This is a genomic window from Allobosea sp. GW823-FHT01F03, from assembly GCF_058798075.1.
Genome location: NZ_CM179505.1, coordinates 992004 through 1012586, shown reverse-complemented (window position 1 = coordinate 1012586; position 20583 = coordinate 992004). Strand labels below are relative to the sequence as shown.

The following is a 20583-nucleotide window of genomic DNA, read 5'->3' as shown; positions in this document are numbered from 1 at the left end:
GGCGCGCTCCTTCACCTGCTGCGCCCATGTGCGATGAGCGGCAGTGCCTAACTCTGGATCGGTGCGCTTGGGCTGGCTGGGCCAGCGGGACGGCGCCTTGCCGAGGCGCGGCGGAAGAGACCGGAGGCGGGGCATATGCTGGCGCGCTCTACGTCTCAACCATTCCAGCCGTATGGGTGCGCCTCATCAAGGGAGAGCACCATGCTGGATTTGGTTTCGATTGGTTTGGTTTGCCGCAGACCATGCGTTGCGGTTCGTGAGCGCGGGCGATGGCTGCCTTTGATCTGGGTTGCGAGCTGGGCCGAGGCGCCGCGCCTGGCCGGCGACGAATGCGTGAGGCTTGGCCTGCCGCGCTTTTATCGGGGCATCAGGAACAGTTCCTGAAGCGCGCCGGGTGGCGGCACCTCCCCTCTAGAAAGAAACTGGAGGTCCACATGGACACTGACACTGAAGAACAATGCCGAGAGATGGCGCACGATCTGCGCCTTAACCCTGAGATTTGGCGGATGCTTATCCCGTACGCCAAGCCTGTACCGAGGTCCGATGGGCCCGCAACGCAAAAGCCCGACCACAAGGGCCGGGCTTCGCTGGGGCGGCGTCTCAACTCCGTACATCCGGGAGGAGACGATTCGCCTTGTGGAGATGTTTCTGAATCATTTGGGCGAAGGCGTCAATTGAATTTTGCAGAAACGCATGATTTTTATAAATTTCTTGCGGTATCGCAAGCGACAACAGATGGCATGGAAAAGCCCGCAGGGCGAACCGTGCGGTCGTAAGGAAGAGCGCTCAGAACCGCGGGCCAGCGGGATGAGAAGCGCTTGCTCCACCCTCGTTCGTGACGGGCTGACAAGATTTCGCAATCCGTTGCCCTCGTAGCCGTCCTGCTTACTCGGCCAAGTGCCCTCGATCTGGCCCTGACCTTTACCCACTTCGTCTTCTCCGACACGCGATCACCGAGCGCGTCGCGTATTCCGTGATTAACGATGCGCGGATGCCACGCCGGTCTACGAGTCGATCTTGCGGCAGAAGAGCCCATCTTGGCCCCTTCCTGACATTGGGGATGTCCGCTTCGGGCGGTCAAGTTGGCAGTCTCCCAGCGGACAGGAGCGACCCTTCTCCGACGTTGTACGTGATCGCTGCCGGGCTATACGGCGGTGGAAAGAAAACAGCTCGATTGTCGTGCGAATGGCGCCATGGAATTGATCAACTGAGAGCAGCCCCTGATCGCGCTCAGTAGCGGGCGTCCGTCGGACGCCCGCTACTGCTAATATGCTCCGGGCCTAATCGAGCCGCTTAACCGGTGGCGGCACCCAGGTTCCATTGGTGGCCTCGGCCTTGGGCCAGTAGAGACGCAAGTTCATCGAGAACGTTCCACTCTTGGGCGCCGGCAACCAATTCGCTTCCTTATCCTTGCCGGGGGAATCGCTCTGAATGAGGAGATCGAGCGAACCGTCGGCGTTGAAGGTCAGCCTATCGCGATCTCCGATCGCGTAGCGTTCGATCGGATTGGCGGTGAAGAGCTGGCGTTCGTCGTACATGGTCAACGACCAGAAGGCACGGGCTGGCGGAGTCTGGCCTTTGGGGAAGTGCAAGACGTAGCGCTTATCGCCACTAAACGGCTTGCCTTCGGCGTCAGCGAAAGCTGTCGGATAGATCGCGTCCTCGATAACATTCGCGCCATAGCCGCCGTAGGCGACGCCAGCACGATGCAGATAGTCGGTTCCGTATGTGCCGATGGCCGTCATATTGGTCCGCCAGCCATTTGCGAGCGTGCCACCTTTGCTCCAGGCATCCTTGATCTGAGGAATCGCTTGCGCCGGAGCGGCATTTATCGCGTCCTGTACGTCCTTCGGAACTGCGGCGAGCGCGAAGCTCTTGCCAGCTTCAATGCCGATCCTCCTGAGCCGGTCGACGATCGGATAGTCGTTGGCATGAGGCGGGTTTATCTTCAGCGCCTCGGCGAACAGGCCAAAAAAGGTCGCGGCGTCCATCTTATCGATCTGGTCGGGCGGCGCACTCATGTCCTGGTTCGGATTCACGGTACCCTTGGGCAGCGTGTACGGCTTACCGTACGCGCTGAGCGGTACGGCTTTCATGCCGTCCTGGAACTTGCGAACGGCTTCATAGTCTGCCTTGCCGTTCGTCTGGGTGCGTCCGATCAACAACCCCCGGCCGGTCGGGCTCCTGTACTCCTTGACCCCAGCCGGCAGACCTCCTTTCCACGCTGGGCCAACAATCGCGAATGTCTGCTCTACGTTGCCGTTCGTGCGGGTACCGGGCACCGTGAAGATATCGCTCCACATGTCCAGGAAGGGCAGCAGATAATAGCGATCCCCGGAAGCGGGGACGGTGATAACCAATGGCTCGGCGGAGACGTCGTAGCCCAGCGACGAATACAAAGTGTCTGCGTTCGGCCGGACGACGATCGTGAAGGACGGATCAGGGAACTCCCGCATGTGGCCGAACTGATTGAGCGGCGCGCTGGTGCCTCTGGGTTCCGCTACGTTTTTCCCAACCAGTTGCGTGATTTCCGAAAGAACGAGCGGGTAGGCATAGATGAAGGCTTCGCGGGCGATCTCCCGAGCCTCGTCGATCGTCACCGCCGGTTGAGCCGATGCGCCAGCCCCCCACAACATCATTCCTATGCTCACTGCCGAAAAAAGACCGCTCTTCACGACTATCTCCATTGCGATGGGCCAAAGAGGCGAATTTAGGAGATTCGCCGCCTCGAGCGCCCGATCAATTCAGCTTCTTGAAGGGTGGTGGCGCCCAGGAGCTGTCGAGCACCTCCGCTCGCGGCGAATAGATGCGCATGCTGGGCTGGAACTGGCCTTTGGGCGCAGGCAGCCAATTCGCCTCCTTTTCCTTGCCGGGGGAACTTGACTGGATATGGATGTCGAGCGAGCCATCGGAGTTGAACGCGAACTTGTCGTAGCTGCCGACCGCGAAGCGGTTGATGGAGTTCGGCACCTGGAAGCCATCCATGTCGTACATAGTGATCGACCAGAACGCGTTGGCTGGGGGCAACTTGCCCTTCTCAAAATGGAGAACATACTTGTGCTCGCCGGATAGCAGCTTGCCGTCGCCGTCGAACACCGCAGTCGGGTACACTGCATCCTCAGGCAGATTGGCTCCGAGGCCGCCTTTGGCCACGAGGGTACGCTTCAAGTAGGACGTGCCATAGGTTCCGATGTTGTCGTTCTGTAGCGTCCAGCCATTGACCACCTTTCCACTTCTCTCCCAGGCGGCCTGAAGACCATTCAGCGTTTCCTTGGCCGCCTTGTTGATGATGGATGCTGTTTGGGGATCAATCTTGGAGGGATCGAGCGGCTTGCCAGGCTCGACGCCGAGTGCTCGCAGACGGAACAGGACCGGATAGTCGTTGGGATGTGGAGGATATTTGCTCAGCAGATCCGCCAGTCGCGTCAGCATGGTGACGCCGTCGAGATTGTCGACCTGAATGAGCGGGGGCGTCTTGTTGTCGATTGAAGCGTCAGTCGCCGCACCCTTTGGTGGGACATAGGCCTTGCCCCATTGGGACAGCGGCGTCAGCTTGTAGCCGTCCTGCACCTTATGGACATTGGCATAGTCGGCCGGTCCATCCGTTTTCGTGCGGCCGATGATCCAAATGTTTTGTGTCGGTGCGACGATCTTGACTACGCCGTCCGGGAGCGACCCGCTCCAGCTGGGCGCAACGATCGCGTAGTTGCCGGCCTTGACGCCGGTGGTGCGGCTACCAATGACGGAAAATACGTCGGTCCACATGTCCAGCATTGGCAAGAGATAATAGCGCCCTGCCGTGTCCGGTACTGAAAGGATGATCGGCTCCCCGGCGAGGTCGAGCCACGCGAAGGAGTAGAGCGTATCGAAGTTGAAGCGGACGACATCCTTATCTTCGGCCTTCGGGTAAGCCCGCGCGTGCGCGAACTGATTGACCGGCGCACGCATGTTGATCGTGGCCGTATCCGGCACGTTGGTCGCCTGCCGCATCGTCACGTCCATACTGACGATCGGATAGGCGTAGAGATAGGCTTCCCGTGCGATGGCGTAGGTTTCATCTGCCGTCAGGTTCGGCGGCGAGATCTGAGCACTAGCCCCCCCTGAAGACTAGCCAAGATCCCTAAAGCGATCAGCGCCTTCTGGGTAGTGTTTGTCATTATACACCGAAGCATCGTCTGACCTGCCATTGCAATTATGATTTTAAGACTCAACTAATATTATTAATTTCGCCCATTGCGACGAAATCAACACCCGTAACGCAAAGTGCGTCAAGATTGTATCTGCGTAGATCTTAGCATATCTGTCCGAAGCGTCGTATTTGTCCCAAAGGGGACAAAGTCGGATATTTTTATGACGCAGATCAGCAGGGCCGAAGCCGAGCGTGTCATGAGCGAGCGCGGCTGGCTTCCTCTATTGCCGGAGGCGGTCCGCACGGAGGTGCTGCGGCACTCGATCCTGCTTCGCTTTGCGCCTGGCGAAGCCGTATTTCACCTCGGAGACCCTGCAGGCGGAATCTACGGGCTCGTAACTGGCACTGTCAGCGTAAGCATTGCACCGGCCGGCTCGACGCCTCGCCTAATCCTTCTCGGCGTTCCCGGTCGATGGACGGGCGAAGCTTGCTTCCTCACACGAAAGCCGCGTCGCGGCGAACTCAGGGCCGTCGTGGAGACGACGATGCTGCATCTGCCCCTGGACGCTATGCTTCAGATGGCTTCCCGGGGGCCGGACATGGTTCACCACGTCGCGCTGATATTGATGATGAATGTCGAGTTCCTTTTTCGAGTGATCCACGATTTGCAGAAGCCCCAGGCGGACCGCCGGATTGCCTCCGTTCTTCAGCGCACGACCTGGATTGGGGATGTCCCGATCCCGTTGACGCGGAGTGAGGTGGGCGTCATGGCCAACGCCTCACGCAAGCAGGTTAACGCGGCACTCAAACGTTTCGTTGAAGCAGGATGGGTGGCGAAAACCTATCGCTCCATCACCATAACCGACCCTGGAGCGCTGAGTAGCTTCGCCGAAGGAGACGGCAGCGATTGACCGCACGCCTAGTCGCGACTGGGTCCGGAGCTTACCTTTCTGGAATGTCTGGTTCCGGGCGACGTGGTGTGAAGGGTTTCGGATGCCGGCCCGTGCGGGCGGGTTCGGCCGGGCTAAGGGCCGGCGTCCGAAAGCCTCCAGGGGAGGAAGCCGCGGCCCGGGGCCGTGGGCTATGGGGATTTCGCCGCGCGGCGTGGTCTGCGGGATTGTGCGAGGCGCGGGGCGGCGGCTCGATGTTCCGACCGACATACCAGCGAGCCCGCATTTGGCTGCGTGCGCGATCGATCCGTGACCGCCACGATCTCTGTTTCCGCCATCGGGCCGAACAGGATCGCCGGCTCTCTGGCCGAGACCGGCAGTGCGTCACCAGGGTGGTCATGTCCTCGATCATCCGCTGGCGCAGCGGACTAACGGCGACGGGATCGGTCATCGTAACCTCCAAGGATCAGGGAAACTCCGAAATCCTTGGACGCAGCGCATCACATGCGAAATCTCAGCGATGAACGCGCCGCAGCGCACTGCCGCGAGAGCGGCTTAGTCCGGTGGCGCATTTGGCCGGCGGCCGGCCGACAATTGCACGACGTGGCCCAACTGCGTCCGTTTCAAGCCGCAGCTGGATCCTTGAATCAGATCCGGTTGTCCCAGACCTGGAGCTGGTGATCCTTGAGCATGTCCTCGATCACCTTCGGCACGACATGGGCGCTTGCACGCCAAGCTCAATGATCAGCGTGCTTCTTGTCACCGAACAATTTCGCCAACGGTCGGATCTGAGCGCATTCGCGAAGCGCCGGCTGCCAGAGCGAGGGCGACTATGAGAAGTAGCGCCGCAGCGAGAAACGGGATTTGCGGCGATATCTGATGTAGGGCCGCCCCGGCAAGCGGACCTATCGCTAGGCCCATTCCCTGACCAACGACATTGAAGCCCGCAGCCTTTCCCTGGGCATCCACTCCCGCCCGCAGGCTGAGCGAAGCAAGGTTGCCGGGCAGCATCAACCCGAGCGCAGCGCCGAGCAGAACGAGCGCGCCGAACAGCTCGGTATAGCTTCGCGCGAATGCAGCCAGCAGCAGGGCCACGACCGCCAGCAGCGCACCTGCGCGAAGCAGCGTCTCCGGCTTCAAGGCAAGCATGCGCAAAACCACTCCCTGCACGATGATCATCGCCAGGGCGGTCCCCATTAGCGCCAGCCCCGCCTTGGCGATAGAGGCGTCCGAAGTGAAGCCGAACGCATCTTGCAGGCGTAGCGCCACGGTCTGCTGCACGATGCTGTGGGCGGATATGGAAACGAGCGTGATGGCGAAGAATGGCCAGATTTGAGATAGGTTGAGGCCAGTAGCCGGAACAACAGCCCTCGGATCGTGGTGCCGCGGCTCCGAAGCGAGTAGCGTCACGCTCGTTAGCGCCAAGCCAGCAAGACCCGAGACGAGCAGGAAGGCGAGCGCCGCGTCGCCGCCTCCAATACGCCACGCAAGAGCTGACCCGATGATCGCCCCCAGCCCGTAGGCTGCGCCGAGGATGCCCATGCCACCTGCGCGCGACTCCGGCGCGGTGATGTCGGCGACATAGGCCTGGGATGCAGGGAGGAGCCCCCCGGATAGCAGCGTCTGCGCCGATCGCGCCGCGATGAACAGGCCGAGCGCCAGAACGGCGCTTATCGTCCCGCCCAGCCGGAATCCGACGATGAAGCCGAACGCCAAGGGTGCGAGTGTCGCGCCGGCGAGCGCGACCATGATGACCGGACGGCGCCCGATGCGCTCGCTCAGATATCCCCAGACTGGCGCCGCGATCATCAGCAGGAGCGCGGAGGCGGAAAGGATCGCTCCCGTCTGTATGTCCGTGAAGCCGAGGCGGCGTCCGAGCGGTGGCAGCACGACGAGCAGAAAGGATTGGCCTGCGGCATTGGCCATGAGCGCGAGAAACAACGCGACCTGCGCCAGGCTATGTCGGGATGACGGCATGGTATCCTCGAAATCGACAACCTAGAGCGACCGCGGCGCCCCGTTGGCCGGCGCCGCAGGCGGGAGACGCGATCAATCGGAGCCGTCTCCTTCCGCGAAGCGGCGGAGCGCTCCGGGGTTGGTGATGGTGATCGAGCGGTAGGTGTTGCTGAGCCACCCAGCCTCGGAGAAGCGCTTGATGGCGGCGTTGACCTGTTTGCGCGAGGCGTTCGCCATGACACCGATCTCGCTCTGGGTCAGCGGGATCGGCGCCTCTCCGATCCAGGTCGTGCGCTGAAGCACTGAAGCGATCCTGCGATCCGCCTCGGGCTTCTGGAGATCGTGGATTACGCGAAACAGGAATTCGACGTTCATCATCAGCATGACCGCGACATGGTGCACCACCGCCGGATCGCGCGCGGCCAACTGATCCAGCGCATCGAGGGGAAGATGCAGCATGGTCGTTTCGACCAGCGCCCTCAGCTCGCCGCGGCGTGGCTGTCGCGTGAGAAAGCAGCCTTCGCCAGTCCAATAGCCGGGAGCTCCCAAGAGGATCAGGCGCGGCGTCGCACCCGCTGGGGCAAGGCTGATGCTGACGGTCCCCGCCACAAGCCCGTAGACCCCTCCCGCGGGATCATCGAGGCGAAACACGGTCTCGCCTGGGGCAAATTGCTGCAAGATCGAGCGCTGCAGTACCGCGGTTTGAAAGGTTTTTGGTAACAACGGCAGCCAGCCACGCTCGCCCATGATCGTATCAGCTTCAACCCGACTGATCTGCCGCATAAAAAAGCCCCGGTATTGTCCGATTTCGGACAAATACGGATTTTGGGGCGTCTACACTAGCGCGAAGATTGCGCAGCCCCCGTTTTTCTTGGTGCTACCATAGCTTACCGCGCTCATTGAGCAGAACGAACGGGGCGTATTGCAGCTGTGTGAGGGTAGACCGTGGCCGTTGGCCACGAAGTCTCGGAACAATCGAGGGAGAGGCCATGGCCATGCCGGAAAGTCCGACGCGTCGAGAGCCCGATCTGCTAATGGCTGGCGCCTTGACTGTCTTCGCCTTTCTGGCAGCGATGCCGGCTTCTGCCATGCCGATCGGAATGCCCATCCATGATCCGGGACTAGTGATGCCCGCCGCGGCGGCGGTTCGCTCGGGCGTGGTTCGGGGGCCGCGTGGTGGTGTCGCAGCCGGGCGTAGCGTCGTGACGACACGCCCGGTCCGCCCGCCGCGGCCGGCCGTGCGCCCGCTGCCTCCTCCCGTCCGATGGGTCAGGCCGGCATCCTATTGGTGGCGCCCGGGCATGGCGGTCGCAACCGGCGCAGCCATCGGTTTCGTCTCCGCTGCCGCCGCCGCGAGCTGGGCCGGCTCCCCGCCGGCATCCGGTTACTGCTGGTACTATACCGACGCCGATCGGACGAAGGGGTTCTGGGATGTCTGCCCGAAATAAGCTCGTCACCGGGCGCTGCTGCAAGGTCCTTCCAAGCCATATGAAGAGCAGGAATTCATGAAGCGGATTCTCGCCGTCTCAGCGATCTTGGCCTGCAGCCTGCCGGCAGCCGCCGCGGATCTCGCGCCTGCTGCAAAAGCCCCGTCCTCATTCGCCCCGGTCGTCGCTCCGAGCTTCTCTTTCACCGGCTATGGCTGGGCCTCGGCTTTGCAGGGGCGCGCCTCGACGCTGCCGCCGCTGCCCGCCGCCAAGGTCGACCTCAGCTTCGGTGACATCCTGAAGGACTTCAACGGCGGGCTGATGGGCGTCGCCGAAATGCGGGTCGGCAATTGGGGCTTCATCGCCGACGCCATGCTCAGCCAGGTGACGTCGGGGGCGACGCTGCCTGGGCCGTACTTTTCCAGCGTGAAGCTGCGCTCGCAGACGCTCACATTGCAGGCCACTGCCCTGTATCGGCTCTACAGCGACGCCAGCATCGACGTCGATCTCGGTGCAGGGCTGCGCTTCTGGAATCTCGACAACCGCCTGACGATCGGCCCCGGCGCGTTGAACCTGGCCATCGAGCATTCCGAGGCGGAGAACTGGCTCGATCCGGTGCTGGCCGCCCGATTGATCGCTCGCCTGGGCGGGCCATGGAGCGTGACCTTGATCGGGGATATCGGAGGCTTTGATGTGGGCTCCCGGCTGACCTGGCAGGCGCTCGGCACCGTGAACTACCAGTGGAATGAGAACTGGCTGTTCCACGCCGGTTATCGCGCCCTGCATGTCGACTACCGCAAGGGGCGCTTCCTCTACGACACGACCATGCACGGCCCGATTCTGGCCGCGACCTACCGGTTCTGACGGGGCTCCGGAGACGATCATGTCCATGCTCGATATCTTCGCCTGGCTCGTCCTGGTCGTGCTGCTGCTCAGCTCGATCACCGTCGTGGTCCTGCTTGCAATGCTTCCCGGCCTGATCGCGCGGCGGCGCGGGCACCCCTGGGCCACCGCCGTCTCCGTTGGCGGCTGGGTTACGCTTTTCCTCGGCTTCGTGCTGTGGCCCGTGGTGCTGATCTGGGCATATGTCGACGTGCCGTTGCGGCCGGCCGGTGATGCGGAGGCCGTGCGATGATCATCGTCCTCCTCAACGTCTATCTCGTCCTGCTCTTCCTGCTGGTGAAGCTTGGGATCGTGCGCTTCAACCTGTTCTGGAAGGTCTCGCCGGTCCTCGTTCTGCTGCTCCTGCTCATCGGCCTCTTCATCCCGATGAACTGGGGCGCTCCCCAGGGCGCGGCGCTCGTCGTGCGCAACTCTGTGGCCATCGTGCCGTCCGTCGCGGGCGAGGTGATCGACGTTCCCGTCGAGGCGAACCAGCCGCTCAAGGAGGGAGATGTCCTGTTCAGGATCGACCCGGTGCCGTTCGAGGCCAGCGTCAAGGCGCTCAAGGCCCAGCTGACCTTCGCCGAATTGCGACTCGAACAGATGAACCAGCTCCAGAGCCGCGGCACCGGCAGGAGCTTCGATGTCGAGCAGCGCGAGACGGAGGTCGGCCAGTTGCGCGCACAGATCGAGGCCGCGCAATGGAACCTCGACAAGACGACCGTCCGCGCACCGGCCGATGGCTATGTGACGAATGTCGCCCTGCGGAAGGGGGCACGGGTGGCCAGCCTGCCACTCGCCCCGGTGATGGCCTTCATCGACACATCGAGGACCATGATCGGCGTCTCGATCGATCAAAATGCCGTTCGCTATGTGAAACCGGGACAGCCCGTCGAGCTGACGTTCAAGCCACGGCCTGGCGTCGTTGTGACCGGGCGGGTCGAGAGCGTCCTGCAGGCGATCGCGACCGGTCAGGCCCAGGCTTCGGGGAGCGCGATCGCGCCCCGCGCCGTCGTCGCAGCGCCTTTCGTCGTCCGGGTCAAGCTCGATGACGCGGGCTTTGCCGACGCGCTTCCCGCAGGGGCCGTCGGCGATGCCGCGATCCTCACCGAGCGGGTCAAGCCCGCTCACCTGATCCGCCGTGTGATCCTCCGGCAGATCGCGATCGTCAACTACGTCAATCCGTTCTGAGCCGTCCGGACCTCGGCTGGGAGAATAACATCATGGCAAGCACCGTTTACATCAACAGACGGGCTCTGCTCGCGTCGGTCGCGGGCATCGGTGCGGGGAGCTTGCTCGGCCCGACCGCAAGCCCGTCGGGGGCCGCAGCGGCCGAAGCCGAGACGTTGCGCGCGATCGCGAAAGAGGCGGCGATCTGGGGCTTCCCGCTCGTCGACAACTACCGCATCCAGTACTCGTATTTCGCGGATCGCGGCGGCCCGGAGTTCAAGGCGCCTTGGAACGTGATCGCCAACACGGCGCGCGTCTACACGCCCGAAGACAAGGCGATCCAGACGCCGAACTCGGACACGCCCTATTCCTATATCGGCGCCGACCTGCGTGCGGAGCCGCTGGTGATCTCCGTTCCCGCGGTGGATACCGGGCGCTACTACTCGCTGCAATTCATCGACCAGTACACCTTCAACTTCGCCTATGTCGGCAGCCGCGCCACCGGTAACGAGGCCGGCAGCTTCCTGCTGGCCGGGCCGAGCTGGAAGGGGCGCAAGCCTGCGGGCGTGAAGAGCGTGATCCGCTGCGAAACAGATTTCGCCTTCGTGCTCTATCGAACCCAACTCTTCGAGGCGGCCGACATCGAGAAGGTCAAGGCGATCCAGGCGGGCTACAAGGTGCAACCGCTCTCGCAATTCCTCGGCAAGCCGGCGCCGAATGCAGCTCCCGCCATCGACTTTCCAAAGCCGCTGTCACCCGAGCAGCAGCGCAACTCGGCCGAGTTCTTCCAGATCCTGAACTTCATCCTGCGCTTCTGCCCGACGCACCCTTCCGAGCGCGACTTGCGCCGACGCTTCGCACGCATCGGCGTCGGAGCGGGCAAGGCGCTGGATATCGCCAAACTCACGCCTGAACGGCGCAAGGCTCTAGAGGACGGCATGGCCGATGCCTGGAAGGCGTTCGCCGCCTTCAAGGCCGCTGAACTCGACACCGGCAAGCGCGCGCCGGCAGAGGGCTTCGGCACCCGCGCTTTCATGAAGAACGACTATATGTCCCGGATGGCGGGGGCCGCGCTGGGCATCTACGGAAATTCGAAGGAAGAGGCGCTCTATCCCGTCTACTACACAGACTCCGCAGCCAAGCCGTTCGACGGCAAGAATGGCCGCTACACGATGCGGATCGACCCCACGAAGGACCTGCCTGTCAACGCCTTCTGGTCGCTCACCGTCTACGAACTGCCGCAGAGCCTGCTGTTTGCGAACCGGCTGAACCGATACCTGATCAACTCGCCCATGCTGCCTTCGCTGAAGAAGGACCCGGATGGGATGGTGACGCTCTATCTCCAGCACGAATCTCCCGGGCCTGATCTCGAGGCCAATTGGCTTCCTGTGCCGCCTGGGTCGTTCTGGGCGATCCTGCGGCTTTACTGGCCCAAGCCGGAAGCGCTCGCGCAAAGCTGGAAACAGCCGCCGCTGGTCCGCGCGAACTGACGATAAAGGAAACAATCATGCGAAAGACGCTTGCCCTTTCCGCTGCGATCGTCCTCTCGGCCGTCAGCATCGCTCGAGGCCAGGCGCCCGAGTCCAAGGCAAACCCCGTGACGGTCGAGAATTTTGCTCGTGCCGAATCTGATCTCTACTTCGGAGGCATCGTCAGGAACGGGGGCTTCGGCAAGTTCGATCACACCCGCGAACCCGCGCCGCTCGACAAGCAGACGATTATCCGCCTCAACCGAGACACGCTCTATTCGTCCGGGGTATTCGACCTCGATGCCGGGCCGGTCACGATCACGATCCCCGATGCCGGCGATCGCTTCGTCTCGATGCAGGTGTTCGACGAGGACCAGTACACGCACCAGGTCGCCTATAAACCAGGCGCCTACAAGTTGACGCGCGACGCCATCGGCACGCGCTATGTCGCCGTGGCATTCCGCACGCTGGCCAACCCGGCGGACAAGCAGGACATGACGCAGGCTCACGCTGCGCAGGACGCGATCAAGGTGGAGCAACCGGGCGGCCCGGGCAAGTTCGAGGTACCGACCTGGGATCAGGCCAGTCAGAAGAAGGTCCGCGATTTGCTGATCGCTCTCAGCGATACGCTGCCTGACAAGAACCGGATGTTCGGCACCCGAGCGGAAGTCGATCCGGTGCGCTTCCTGCTGGGGGCGGCCTCTGGCTGGGGCGGCAATCCCGAGAAGGAGGCCACCTATCTCAATGTTTTCCCGGAGAAGAACGACGGCAAGACCGCCTATGGTCTGAAGGTGCCGGCGACGGTGCCGGTCGACGGCTTCTGGTCCGTCACGGTCTACAACGCGGAAGGCTTCTTCACCCCGAATGAGCTCAACGCCTACTCGCTCAACAATATCACCGCGAGGAAGAGCGCCGACGGCAGCTTCGATATCCAGTTCGGTGGGTGCGACGGCAAGATAGCCAATTGCCTGCCGATCACCAACGGTTGGAACTACATGATCCGTCTGTACCGGCCCCGTGCAGAGATCTTGAGCGGCAGCTGGGCGTTTCCGGTTGCCGCGGCGAAGTAGGTCGCATTTCGATGCCTGATCCCCGTTCTTCCTCCCCGGCCTCGACGCGGTCATTCTTCCGTCTGCTCTGCGCTGTCGGCGTCCTGTGCGGCGGAGCTTCGCATGCTGCAGCCCAGATGCGAGATGGCGTGCCCGAGCTCGCTCCCGGGGTCCCGGCAGGCTATCTGAAGAAGGAGCAGCGGCTCGCGGGCGCCGCGCTCTTGCCCGCGCCGCCGACCTCCGGCTCGGCCGCCGCGGCCCTCGATGCGCAGATGCATGCCAGACCCTCGGCAACATCACCACCACCGAGTAGCGAAAGGACACTCTTTGGGATCAGAAGATTGTCCTCTGCCCCCTGGAGATATCTGGATTCCTCGGTAGCCCTATATGAGGGTGTTTCTGTTGAGGGTGTATATAGGGTGTACGGGGGGTCCTGCATGACGGTCTGCCCGACATCCCCATGACGGTCTGCACCGTCATACACATGACGGTCTGCACCGTCTGGTAGACCGACATCCCCATGACGGTCTGCACGCTTCCTGGCTCGCCAGTCGCTGTGCTTCTGCCGGCGCCGGCTGATGCGCTGCCGGCGCTGCTCCTCCAGTCCGGCCATCAGGGCCATGCCGGCCTTAAGATCGACCTTGTATTCGCTGGTCGACGCTCCGGAGCCCGGCTTTACGGTCCAATACCCAAGCTCCGCGAGCTTTTTCCGATTGGCTTTGCAGGTCGACTGACTGCCACAACTGGCCACCTCGGCTATGATCGCCTCATCGCTGATGATGGCGATGCCGGTTCCCTCGTTCATGTTGGCCAGAACCCTCGTGAACATGCGGTACTGCCCATCAGTCACGCGACGGTCGGCGCACATGCGCTTCTGGAGGTCGAGCTTCTGGCTGGTGAAGCTCTTGGAGGGTGGCTCGATCGGACCAGCCATGGTCAGGCCGCCGGCGCTTCGAAGAACCAAGCGTCGCTCCAGAATATCCGGCGCTTGCGAGCTTCGTCGCGGATCATCGCGAGCTTGTCGCGCGTCGGCTCCTGCTCCCCCTTCTCCCATCTGGAGACGGTGGCTTGGCTCACCCCCACGATGAGGGCGAAGCGCGACTGGTTCTCTTTGAACACGTCGCGGCGGATGTGGAAGATCGGCGTCATAATGTGCATAATATGCATATGCGTTGCATAACAGCAAGCCGCCTGCCTGCATGCGTGCATTGCCCAGAAGCCCCAATCGCGCTAAATCGGCGCCATGGGATCACCAGCACGCAATCTTAGAGAAGCAAGACGACGCCACGGCCTGAATCAGGAGGCCGCAGCCGAGATCATGGGCGTTACTCAGGGCACAATTTCGCGGTGGGAGAAGGGTAAGCAGCCGCCCGATATGCACGCCTTGATCAAGCTGGCTGTGCATCTTGGGATCGATGATGTCACCTCCTTCGCGCTAGGGCAGGATGAAGAAGTCCCCGACATCACAAATTACACAACACAAGTGGCAGTTGTTGGCGGCGTATCTTTAGACAAATATCGCGAATCAGTCGAATGGGAGACTGATTACCATCGACAGTTTGACTTTCCTATACCCTGGGAATGGAGAGCCTATAAACTCAAGGCATTCGTTATTGAAGACAACTCAATCGACAGGCATTTTAAAGCTGGCAGCATCGTCGTGGTTGCTTCGTTTGATTTGAATAAGCTTGTACCAAAGCCAGGCGATATGCTCGTTTTTGCGGAACGCGACGATCGAGACTTGTACTCCGTCTCTGTCCGGGAATATCTGATCTCAGCGGCTAATCCTGATCGCGCCATCCTGGCAACGGATTCGTCGACGGGCCACCATACTGTAGAGGTGCGGGGGGCGGACATCGAGAGGGCTGCAGCAGGCCGGGAACTGAGCAGCCTGGGATTTATCGGCGTGGTCGTAGCGGCAATGTCGATCGTGGCCCCCGATCGGCTGCCGCATCGGGAGCGAGGCGCGCCTCCTCCCCCGCCGCCTCCACCTGCCATCGAAGATTGATTATGCAGGCGTGCATTTTTTAGATTGCAGTTAACGCGCATATTATGCATAGTCCCCTTCGTCGCCCACGGAGGACCCTCATGTCGAATCGCATGTCCGCGCCGAGGAAGGCATTGCCCAACGGCGTCGCTCGCACCCGGGCCGCCTGACTATGGCCCAGCAGACGATTGTCATCGACCCGGGCGACTATCTCGCCGAAGTTGACGTCGAAGGTCGTTGGCCGGTGCTGAAGGCCGGCGAGATCCGCCGCGCACGGAAGGCCGGTGTGATCGAATTCTTCGCCTTCGCCACCGGCCCTCGATACACACCCGACGCCGTCCAGGACTACATTGACCGCAAATACCGCAGGAAGCCGACATGGCCCGCAAACCAGCCCCAGCAGCCGCAGAGCCCGCCGGAGACGCCAGCGCAGTCGGCTGGGAGTTCGGCGGCTATTACCTCGACATCCCCCATCCCGATCGCGGCGGAATCTACTACGCCTGCCGGTATGACGCCGGAGCTCGCTCAGTCCGCCGCCGAAGCCTGCGCACAGAGATTGGCGAAGAGGCGAAGCAAGCACTCATCGCCCTCATCGCGGCAGCCCCGGCACGGGCGGCTGACGAGTGCCCTCACCCTGGTCAAGTCCTGACGGTGCATGTGATGGAGGCCTATCTCAACGGCCACGCCACCGGCATCGCCAGTGAAGAGCAAGCGACTCGCGCGGTGACGATCGTCACCGAATACCTGCGCGACGAAGCGAAGAACCTCGCCGCGCCCGTCTCGTTCTGGACGCCGTCGCGGCAACTTGATCTCGCTCGGTTCTGCCACAAGACCTACGGCCACAGCGCTGCGACGATCGACCGTACCCTGAGCGTGCTCGGAGCGGCCATGAACGATGCGGCCGAGGTCAAGATGCGGCCCGATCCGCTAGGCGGGACCGTCGAAGGCGCTCTCGTCTCGCACTGCCCCAGGATCGTCTACCAGCGAACCCGAATCGCGAAGGATTTGAAGATTGCCCCTCCGAAGAAAGGGGGCTTCGTGCCGACGCTTCAGCAGATGGCAACGTTCATCGACGCCATCCAGACGAAGCATTTGCTGCGTTGGGCTATCATGGCGCTCAACACCTGGGCCCGCCCGGAGGCGATCACCGATTTTGATCCGGTCGTCCAATACGACCGAGGCACCGGCGCGGTAGACCTCAATCCGCCCGGCCGCATTCAGACCAACAAGCGGCGGGCGGTGATCATGGCTTCCCAAGGGCTGGCCGATTGGCTCGACGCCTGGCGCGAGGAAGATGCGCAGGCTTGGTTCAAGAAGCACGGCGAGCGCCCGAACCATCCTGTTTCGCTGCTGGTCTACAAGGGCGAGCGGGTCGGCACCGTGAAGAAGGCCGTCAAGCGAATCGCGGACGAGGCCGGCGTGCCCGATCTGACGCAGCGGACGATTCGCGCCTTCATGGCGACGCATGTCCGCAAGATGTGCCCCCGGGTGCCGCGGGAGCTGCGGTCGATCTGGCTCGGGCACACCGTCAGGGAAGGCTCGACGACGACGGAGCGCTATGAGGCGTTCGACGCCGAGGTGCTGGCGGATGTCGCGCTGGCAACGGATTTCGTCATCACCGAACTGCAGAAGCTGACCTCAACCAAGCTGTTTGCTGTTGAAGTGCAGTTGAATGCCGGTGATCTGCGGAGGGTGGGGGCAACGCCCCGTCCCGCTAAGTCATTGCGAGACGGGGCTAAAAATGGTGGGCGCGACAGGGATCGAACCTGTGACCCCTACGATGTCAACGTAGTGCTCTCCCGCTGAGCTACGCGCCCGTCCGGCCCGGAGGCCTTCTGGAACGAGGCCGGCCCGGAGGCGACTTCGTTGCGAGTGAGGCGGCTATAACGAGTCGCGCGCCGCCTTGCAAGGCGCTTCGTCGGCTTGTCGCCAAGAAGCGTTCGTCACGCCCGCTCAGGCAGCCAGCAGCTTCTCGACCTCGGTCACCAATTCGCGCAGATGGAAGGGCTTCGACAGCACCTTGGCATCCTTCGGCGTCTGCGAATCCGGGTTCAGCGCGACAGCGGCAAAACCGGTGATGAACATCACCTTGATATCGGGATCGAGTTCGGTGGCCCGTCTGGCGAGCTCGATGCCGTCCATTTCAGGCATCACGATATCGGTCAGCAACAGCTCGAACGGCTCTTCGCGCAAACGATTATAGGCGGAAAGCCCGTTATCGAAGGAGGCGACGTCGTATCCGGCATTCTGCAGCGCCTTGACCAGGAAGCGGCGCATATCATTGTCGTCTTCGGCGAGGAGAATCTTCGTCATGGCGCCTGCATCGTCCGTCTTGTTGCGCTGACGCGCGCCGGGCGCAGCCTCCGGGCCGCACCTGATTCGCTCGCCTCGTCATTCCCTGAAACCGGACCGGCCGTCCCGCCGCCCCGGACCCCGCCGATCCCGGCCGGCGCCAGCGGCTCTACCACCGGCGAGCGCCTTCCAGGTTCATGCGCCCTTATTAGCGCCCAGTACAGTAAACAAGCGATGAACGGCAGCGATTCTCGCCGTCGCCCGCAGCCGGCTTCAACCCCGGCCCGCTTTGTGCTTCAGTCGTTTGACATGACCGTGCCCACTGAACATTTTCCGCCGCATCCTGAAAGCGTGATCGCCGAGATCGAGCGCCCGTTCACGCTCCATCAGCCTGCCCTGCAGGTGGTGCCCGTGGTCGTCGACGTTCCCCATGCCGGACGGCATTATCCCGCCGCCTTCGTCGAGAGCTCGCGCCTGCCACTGCGTTCGCTGCGGCGCTCGGAGGACGCCTATGTCGACCTGCTCTTCCGGCACGCCGTCGCCCTCGGCGCGCCGCTGCTCGTCGCCGAGTTTCCCCGGGCCTTCCTCGACCTAAACCGCGAGCCCTTCGAGCTCGACCCGCGCATGTTCGAGGGCCGCCTGCCCGGCTTCGCCAACACCCGCTCGCTGCGCGTCGCCGGCGGCCTCGGCACGATCCCGCGCATTGTCGGCGATGCGCACGAGATCTATCCGGGCCGGATCCCGGTCGAGGTCGCGCTGACACGGATCGAGGAGCTCTACCGGCCCTATCACGCCGGCCTGCGTCATCTGGTGAACCGCACCCGGTCCGCCTTCGGCACCTGCGTGCTGGTCGATGCGCATTCCATGCCCTCGACCGGGCTCGACCGCGATGGCCTCGCCAAGGCGGACGTCATCCTCGGCGACCGCTTCGGCACCAGCGCCGCCGGCTTCGTCGTCGAAGCCGCGGAGGAAGCCTTCCGCCGTGCCGGCCTCAAGGTCACCCGCAACCGCCCCTATGCCGGCGGCTTCATCACCGAGCATTACGGCGCACCCGGCAGCGGCGTGCATGCGCTGCAGATCGAGATCAACCGCGCGCTCTACATGGACGAGACGACGCTCGAGCCGAATGCTGGCTTCACCGCCCTGCAACAGGTGATCAGTGCCGCTATGGCGGAATGCTTTGCGCGCTGGAGCGGCTGGCTCGGTGACTGGCGACAGGCGGCGGAATAGCCGCCTCTCCGGCGACTCGGCAAGAAAAAGGGCCGCTCACTGGCGTGGCGGCCCAAGTCTAGGGAGGAAACGCCCAAGGAGGGCAACGAAGGTTTGAGGTCATCTCCCCTTCGCAGTGCACAATAGACGCTGCATCGCAAAAACGCAAGCCCGCCGATGAAACGTGCCGCAGGCATGCAACAGACACAGATCGGCGCGGAGGACGCAGGCGGCTTGTCTTCCGGCCGGACGGAACGCATGAAGGACCCAGGCGGCGACCGGCCCCGCAGCAACGGCCGGACAGCGAGACGAGGAAGAGGCGATGAGCGCGGTCGATTTCACGGAGTTCGTCGCCGGGCTCGCCACCTCGTCCGGCCAGGCGATCCTGCCCTTCTTCCGTTCCATGCACACGACCGAGGACAAATCGGCCGGCGGCAATTTCGATCCCGTCACCGAGGCCGATCGCGCCGGCGAGGCGACGATGCGCAATCTGATCAAGCGCAGCTTCCCTGAGCATGGCGTGCTCGGGGAGGAGTTCGGCACCGAGAATGCCGATGCCGAATATGTCTGGGTGCTCGATCCGATCGACGGCACCCGCGCCTTCATCTCCGGAATTCCGGTCTGGGGCACGCTGATCGGCCTGACCCGCAAGGGCGTGCCGGTCTACGGCATGATGAACCAGCCCTTCACCGGCGAGCGCTTCTCCGGCGACGGCCGCAAGGCCCGCTATGAAGGCCAGGGCGGCCCGCGTGAACTGCATACCCGCGCGACCGCGACGCTCGCCGAGGCGACACTGATGACCACGAGCCCCCACCTTTTCGCCGGCACCGAGAAAGAGGCCTATGGCCGCGTCGAGAGCGCCGTGCGCCTCTCCCGCTATGGCTGCGACTGCTATGCCTACTGCATGCTCGCCGCCGGCCATGTCGATCTGGTGATCGAAAGCGGGCTGAAGCCCTATGACATCGTCGCGCTCATCCCGATCATCGAGGGCGCCGGCGGCATCGTCACCTCATGGACCGGCGGCAGCGCCGCCCAGGGCGGGACCATCCTCGCCGCCGGCAACAAGGCCCTGCACCAGGCCGCGCTCGAGCTGCTCGCCGGCTGACGCCGCCGCTTCCAGCCGCTCGCCGGGGACGAAGGCATCGAAGGCTGCCCAGAACTGGGCCCGGATCGCGTCGCTTTCCATCAGGATCTCGTGACGGGCCGTCGGCAGCACCAGCGCCGAGCCGGTCTTGAGCCTGGCGGCGAAACGCTCGATCGCCGGCGTCGAGACGACCGGATCACGCCCCGCGGCGATCACCAGCGTCGGCACCCGCACCTCGAGCGGCGCGCGCGGCGCGGCGAGCCGGTCCATCAGTTCGAAGGCGGTCCGGATCCAGCCGACGCTGGGATCGCCGATGGCGAGCTCACGCGCTGCGGCGGAGAGCGCCGCATTGCGGGCATAGCGTACCGGATCGCCCGTCAGCCGGTTGCCCTCGAACGGCTTGGTGCCGATCGCCGTTTCACCGCCGCCCGGCACGAAGGCCTTGCCGAAGCCGAGCCAGTAGAGCGCGGAAGCCAGAAGCCTTGCCGCACGAGGGCGCCCGATCATGGCGATGCCGAGCATCGGCGCCAGCGCGACCAGCCTTGCGACCGGCAGGGCCTGCCGTCTTGCCGCGTCGAGGCAGAGCGCTGCCCCCATCGAATGCGCCAGAGCGAAATAGGGGGCCGGCAGCCGCTCCCGCATCTCGGCGATGGCGAGAGCCAGGTCGCGCTCATACTCCCTCAGGCGCCCGACATGGCCGCGCCGCGGCCGGTCGGTGAAGCGCTGCGAACCGCCCTGGCCACGCCAGTCGAAGGCGATGACATGGAAACCGCGCCGGCGCAGCTCGGCGATGGTCTCGCTATAACGTTCGATGAACTCGGCCCGCCCCTGCGCGATCAGCACCGAGCCCCGAGCCGGCCTGACGGTCGGATGCCAGCTGGCGAGGCGCAGCCGCGCGCCATCCGCGGTCGTAGCGAACCAGACCTTGCCATGGCCGGGAACGGGGTAGCCGGCGTCGTGGAAGAATTCGGCTTCGGCCATCGGCACGTCCAGCTGGCGGATAAGCTGCTTATGCCCCTCTCGCAGGGGTCTTGAAAAG

At 63.3% G+C, this 20583-nt stretch carries 19 protein-coding genes and 1 tRNA gene; 10 read left to right on the top strand and 10 right to left on the bottom strand.

Annotated features, from left to right (window positions below; genetic code table 11):
* Positions 1-1280: 1280 nt before the first annotated feature.
* A complete protein-coding gene (locus AC3RCC_RS04630; protein ID WP_492257747.1) occupies positions 1281-2675 on the bottom strand; it encodes a DUF1254 domain-containing protein in 1395 nt (464 codons plus the stop codon).
* A gap of 64 nt (positions 2676-2739) precedes the next feature.
* Positions 2740-4002 (bottom strand): DUF1254 domain-containing protein, encoded by a 1263-nt coding sequence (locus AC3RCC_RS04625; protein ID WP_492257746.1) that lies wholly within the window; start codon positions 4000-4002, stop codon positions 2740-2742.
* A 348-nt stretch (positions 4003-4350) separates the two neighbouring features.
* Between AC3RCC_RS04625 and AC3RCC_RS04620 the strand changes: the two genes are divergently transcribed.
* On the top strand, positions 4351-5040 hold the full coding sequence (locus AC3RCC_RS04620; protein ID WP_492257745.1) for a Crp/Fnr family transcriptional regulator: 690 nt from the start codon (positions 4351-4353) through the stop codon (positions 5038-5040).
* Between the two features lie 738 nt (positions 5041-5778).
* On the opposite strand, the gene AC3RCC_RS04615 is transcribed toward AC3RCC_RS04620, so the two are convergent.
* Positions 5779-6996 (bottom strand): MFS transporter, encoded by a 1218-nt coding sequence (locus AC3RCC_RS04615; protein WP_492257744.1) that lies wholly within the window; start codon positions 6994-6996, stop codon positions 5779-5781.
* Positions 6997-7068: 72 nt separating this feature from the next.
* Positions 7069-7758 carry a Crp/Fnr family transcriptional regulator gene (locus tag AC3RCC_RS04610; protein ID WP_492257743.1) on the bottom strand — a complete coding sequence of 230 codons (690 nt, stop codon included), beginning with the start codon at positions 7756-7758 and terminating at the stop codon, positions 7069-7071.
* Between the two features lie 752 nt (positions 7759-8510).
* On the opposite strand from AC3RCC_RS04610, the gene AC3RCC_RS04605 reads away from it, so the two are divergent.
* From AC3RCC_RS04605 to AC3RCC_RS04585, 5 genes are read left to right on the top strand one after another with little or no spacing between them, the layout of a single operon-like run.
* Positions 8511-9266, top strand: coding sequence for a hypothetical protein (locus tag AC3RCC_RS04605; protein WP_492257742.1), 756 nt, complete (start codon positions 8511-8513; stop codon positions 9264-9266).
* Positions 9267-9285: 19 nt separating this feature from the next.
* Positions 9286-9537, top strand: coding sequence for a DUF3302 domain-containing protein (locus AC3RCC_RS04600; protein ID WP_492257741.1), 252 nt, complete (start codon positions 9286-9288; stop codon positions 9535-9537).
* The gene (locus AC3RCC_RS04595) at positions 9534-10475 is read left to right on the top strand and encodes an HlyD family secretion protein (protein WP_492257740.1); all 942 of its coding nucleotides are present in this window, start codon (positions 9534-9536) and stop codon (positions 10473-10475) included. Before AC3RCC_RS04600 ends, AC3RCC_RS04595 begins: the two co-directional genes overlap by 4 nt.
* 32 nt (positions 10476-10507) lie before the next feature.
* On the top strand, positions 10508-11944 hold the full coding sequence (locus tag AC3RCC_RS04590) for a DUF1254 domain-containing protein (protein ID WP_492257739.1): 1437 nt from the start codon (positions 10508-10510) through the stop codon (positions 11942-11944).
* A 17-nt stretch (positions 11945-11961) separates the two neighbouring features.
* Positions 11962-12993 (top strand): DUF1214 domain-containing protein, encoded by a 1032-nt coding sequence (locus tag AC3RCC_RS04585; RefSeq protein ID WP_492257738.1) that lies wholly within the window; start codon positions 11962-11964, stop codon positions 12991-12993.
* Between the two features lie 160 nt (positions 12994-13153).
* On the opposite strand, the gene AC3RCC_RS04580 is transcribed toward AC3RCC_RS04585, so the two are convergent.
* On the bottom strand, positions 13154-13906 hold the full coding sequence (locus AC3RCC_RS04580) for a hypothetical protein (RefSeq protein ID WP_492257737.1): 753 nt from the start codon (positions 13904-13906) through the stop codon (positions 13154-13156).
* Positions 13907-13908: 2 nt separating this feature from the next.
* On the bottom strand, positions 13909-14121 hold the full coding sequence (locus AC3RCC_RS04575) for a helix-turn-helix domain-containing protein (protein WP_492257736.1): 213 nt from the start codon (positions 14119-14121) through the stop codon (positions 13909-13911).
* Positions 14122-14215: 94 nt separating this feature from the next.
* Here AC3RCC_RS04575 and AC3RCC_RS04570 point away from each other — a divergent pair, with 94 nt between their 5' ends.
* Together AC3RCC_RS04570 and AC3RCC_RS04565 are read left to right on the top strand one after the other, a co-directional pair.
* Complete coding sequence (locus tag AC3RCC_RS04570; protein ID WP_492257735.1) at positions 14216-14980, top strand: helix-turn-helix domain-containing protein; 765 nt, start codon at positions 14216-14218, stop codon at positions 14978-14980.
* Between the two features lie 151 nt (positions 14981-15131).
* Complete coding sequence (locus AC3RCC_RS04565) at positions 15132-15608, top strand: hypothetical protein (protein ID WP_492257734.1); 477 nt, start codon at positions 15132-15134, stop codon at positions 15606-15608.
* A gap of 278 nt (positions 15609-15886) precedes the next feature.
* Here the strand turns inward: AC3RCC_RS04565 and AC3RCC_RS04560 are convergent, their stop codons facing one another.
* From AC3RCC_RS04560 to cpdR, 3 genes are all read right to left on the bottom strand, one after another.
* Positions 15887-16426, bottom strand: a complete 540-nt coding sequence (locus AC3RCC_RS04560) for a hypothetical protein (RefSeq protein WP_492257733.1) — start codon at positions 16424-16426, stop codon at positions 15887-15889.
* Positions 16427-16701: 275 nt separating this feature from the next.
* Positions 16702-16776, bottom strand: a tRNA-Val gene (locus tag AC3RCC_RS04555).
* A 136-nt stretch (positions 16777-16912) separates the two neighbouring features.
* Entirely contained in the window at positions 16913-17272 is a 360-nt protein-coding gene (gene cpdR, locus AC3RCC_RS04550) for a cell cycle two-component system response regulator CpdR (protein WP_291638577.1), read from the bottom strand.
* Positions 17273-17566: 294 nt separating this feature from the next.
* Here cpdR and AC3RCC_RS04545 point away from each other — a divergent pair, with 294 nt between their 5' ends.
* Positions 17567-18481, top strand: coding sequence for an N-formylglutamate amidohydrolase (locus AC3RCC_RS04545; protein WP_492257732.1), 915 nt, complete (start codon positions 17567-17569; stop codon positions 18479-18481).
* A gap of 301 nt (positions 18482-18782) precedes the next feature.
* Entirely contained in the window at positions 18783-19565 is a 783-nt protein-coding gene (hisN, locus tag AC3RCC_RS04540) for a histidinol-phosphatase (protein ID WP_452119584.1), read from the top strand.
* Here the strand turns inward: hisN and AC3RCC_RS04535 are convergent.
* Positions 19470-20525, bottom strand: coding sequence for an alpha/beta fold hydrolase (locus AC3RCC_RS04535; protein WP_492257731.1), 1056 nt, complete (start codon positions 20523-20525; stop codon positions 19470-19472). The genes hisN and AC3RCC_RS04535 overlap by 96 nt on opposite strands.
* Positions 20526-20583 lie beyond the last annotated feature (58 nt).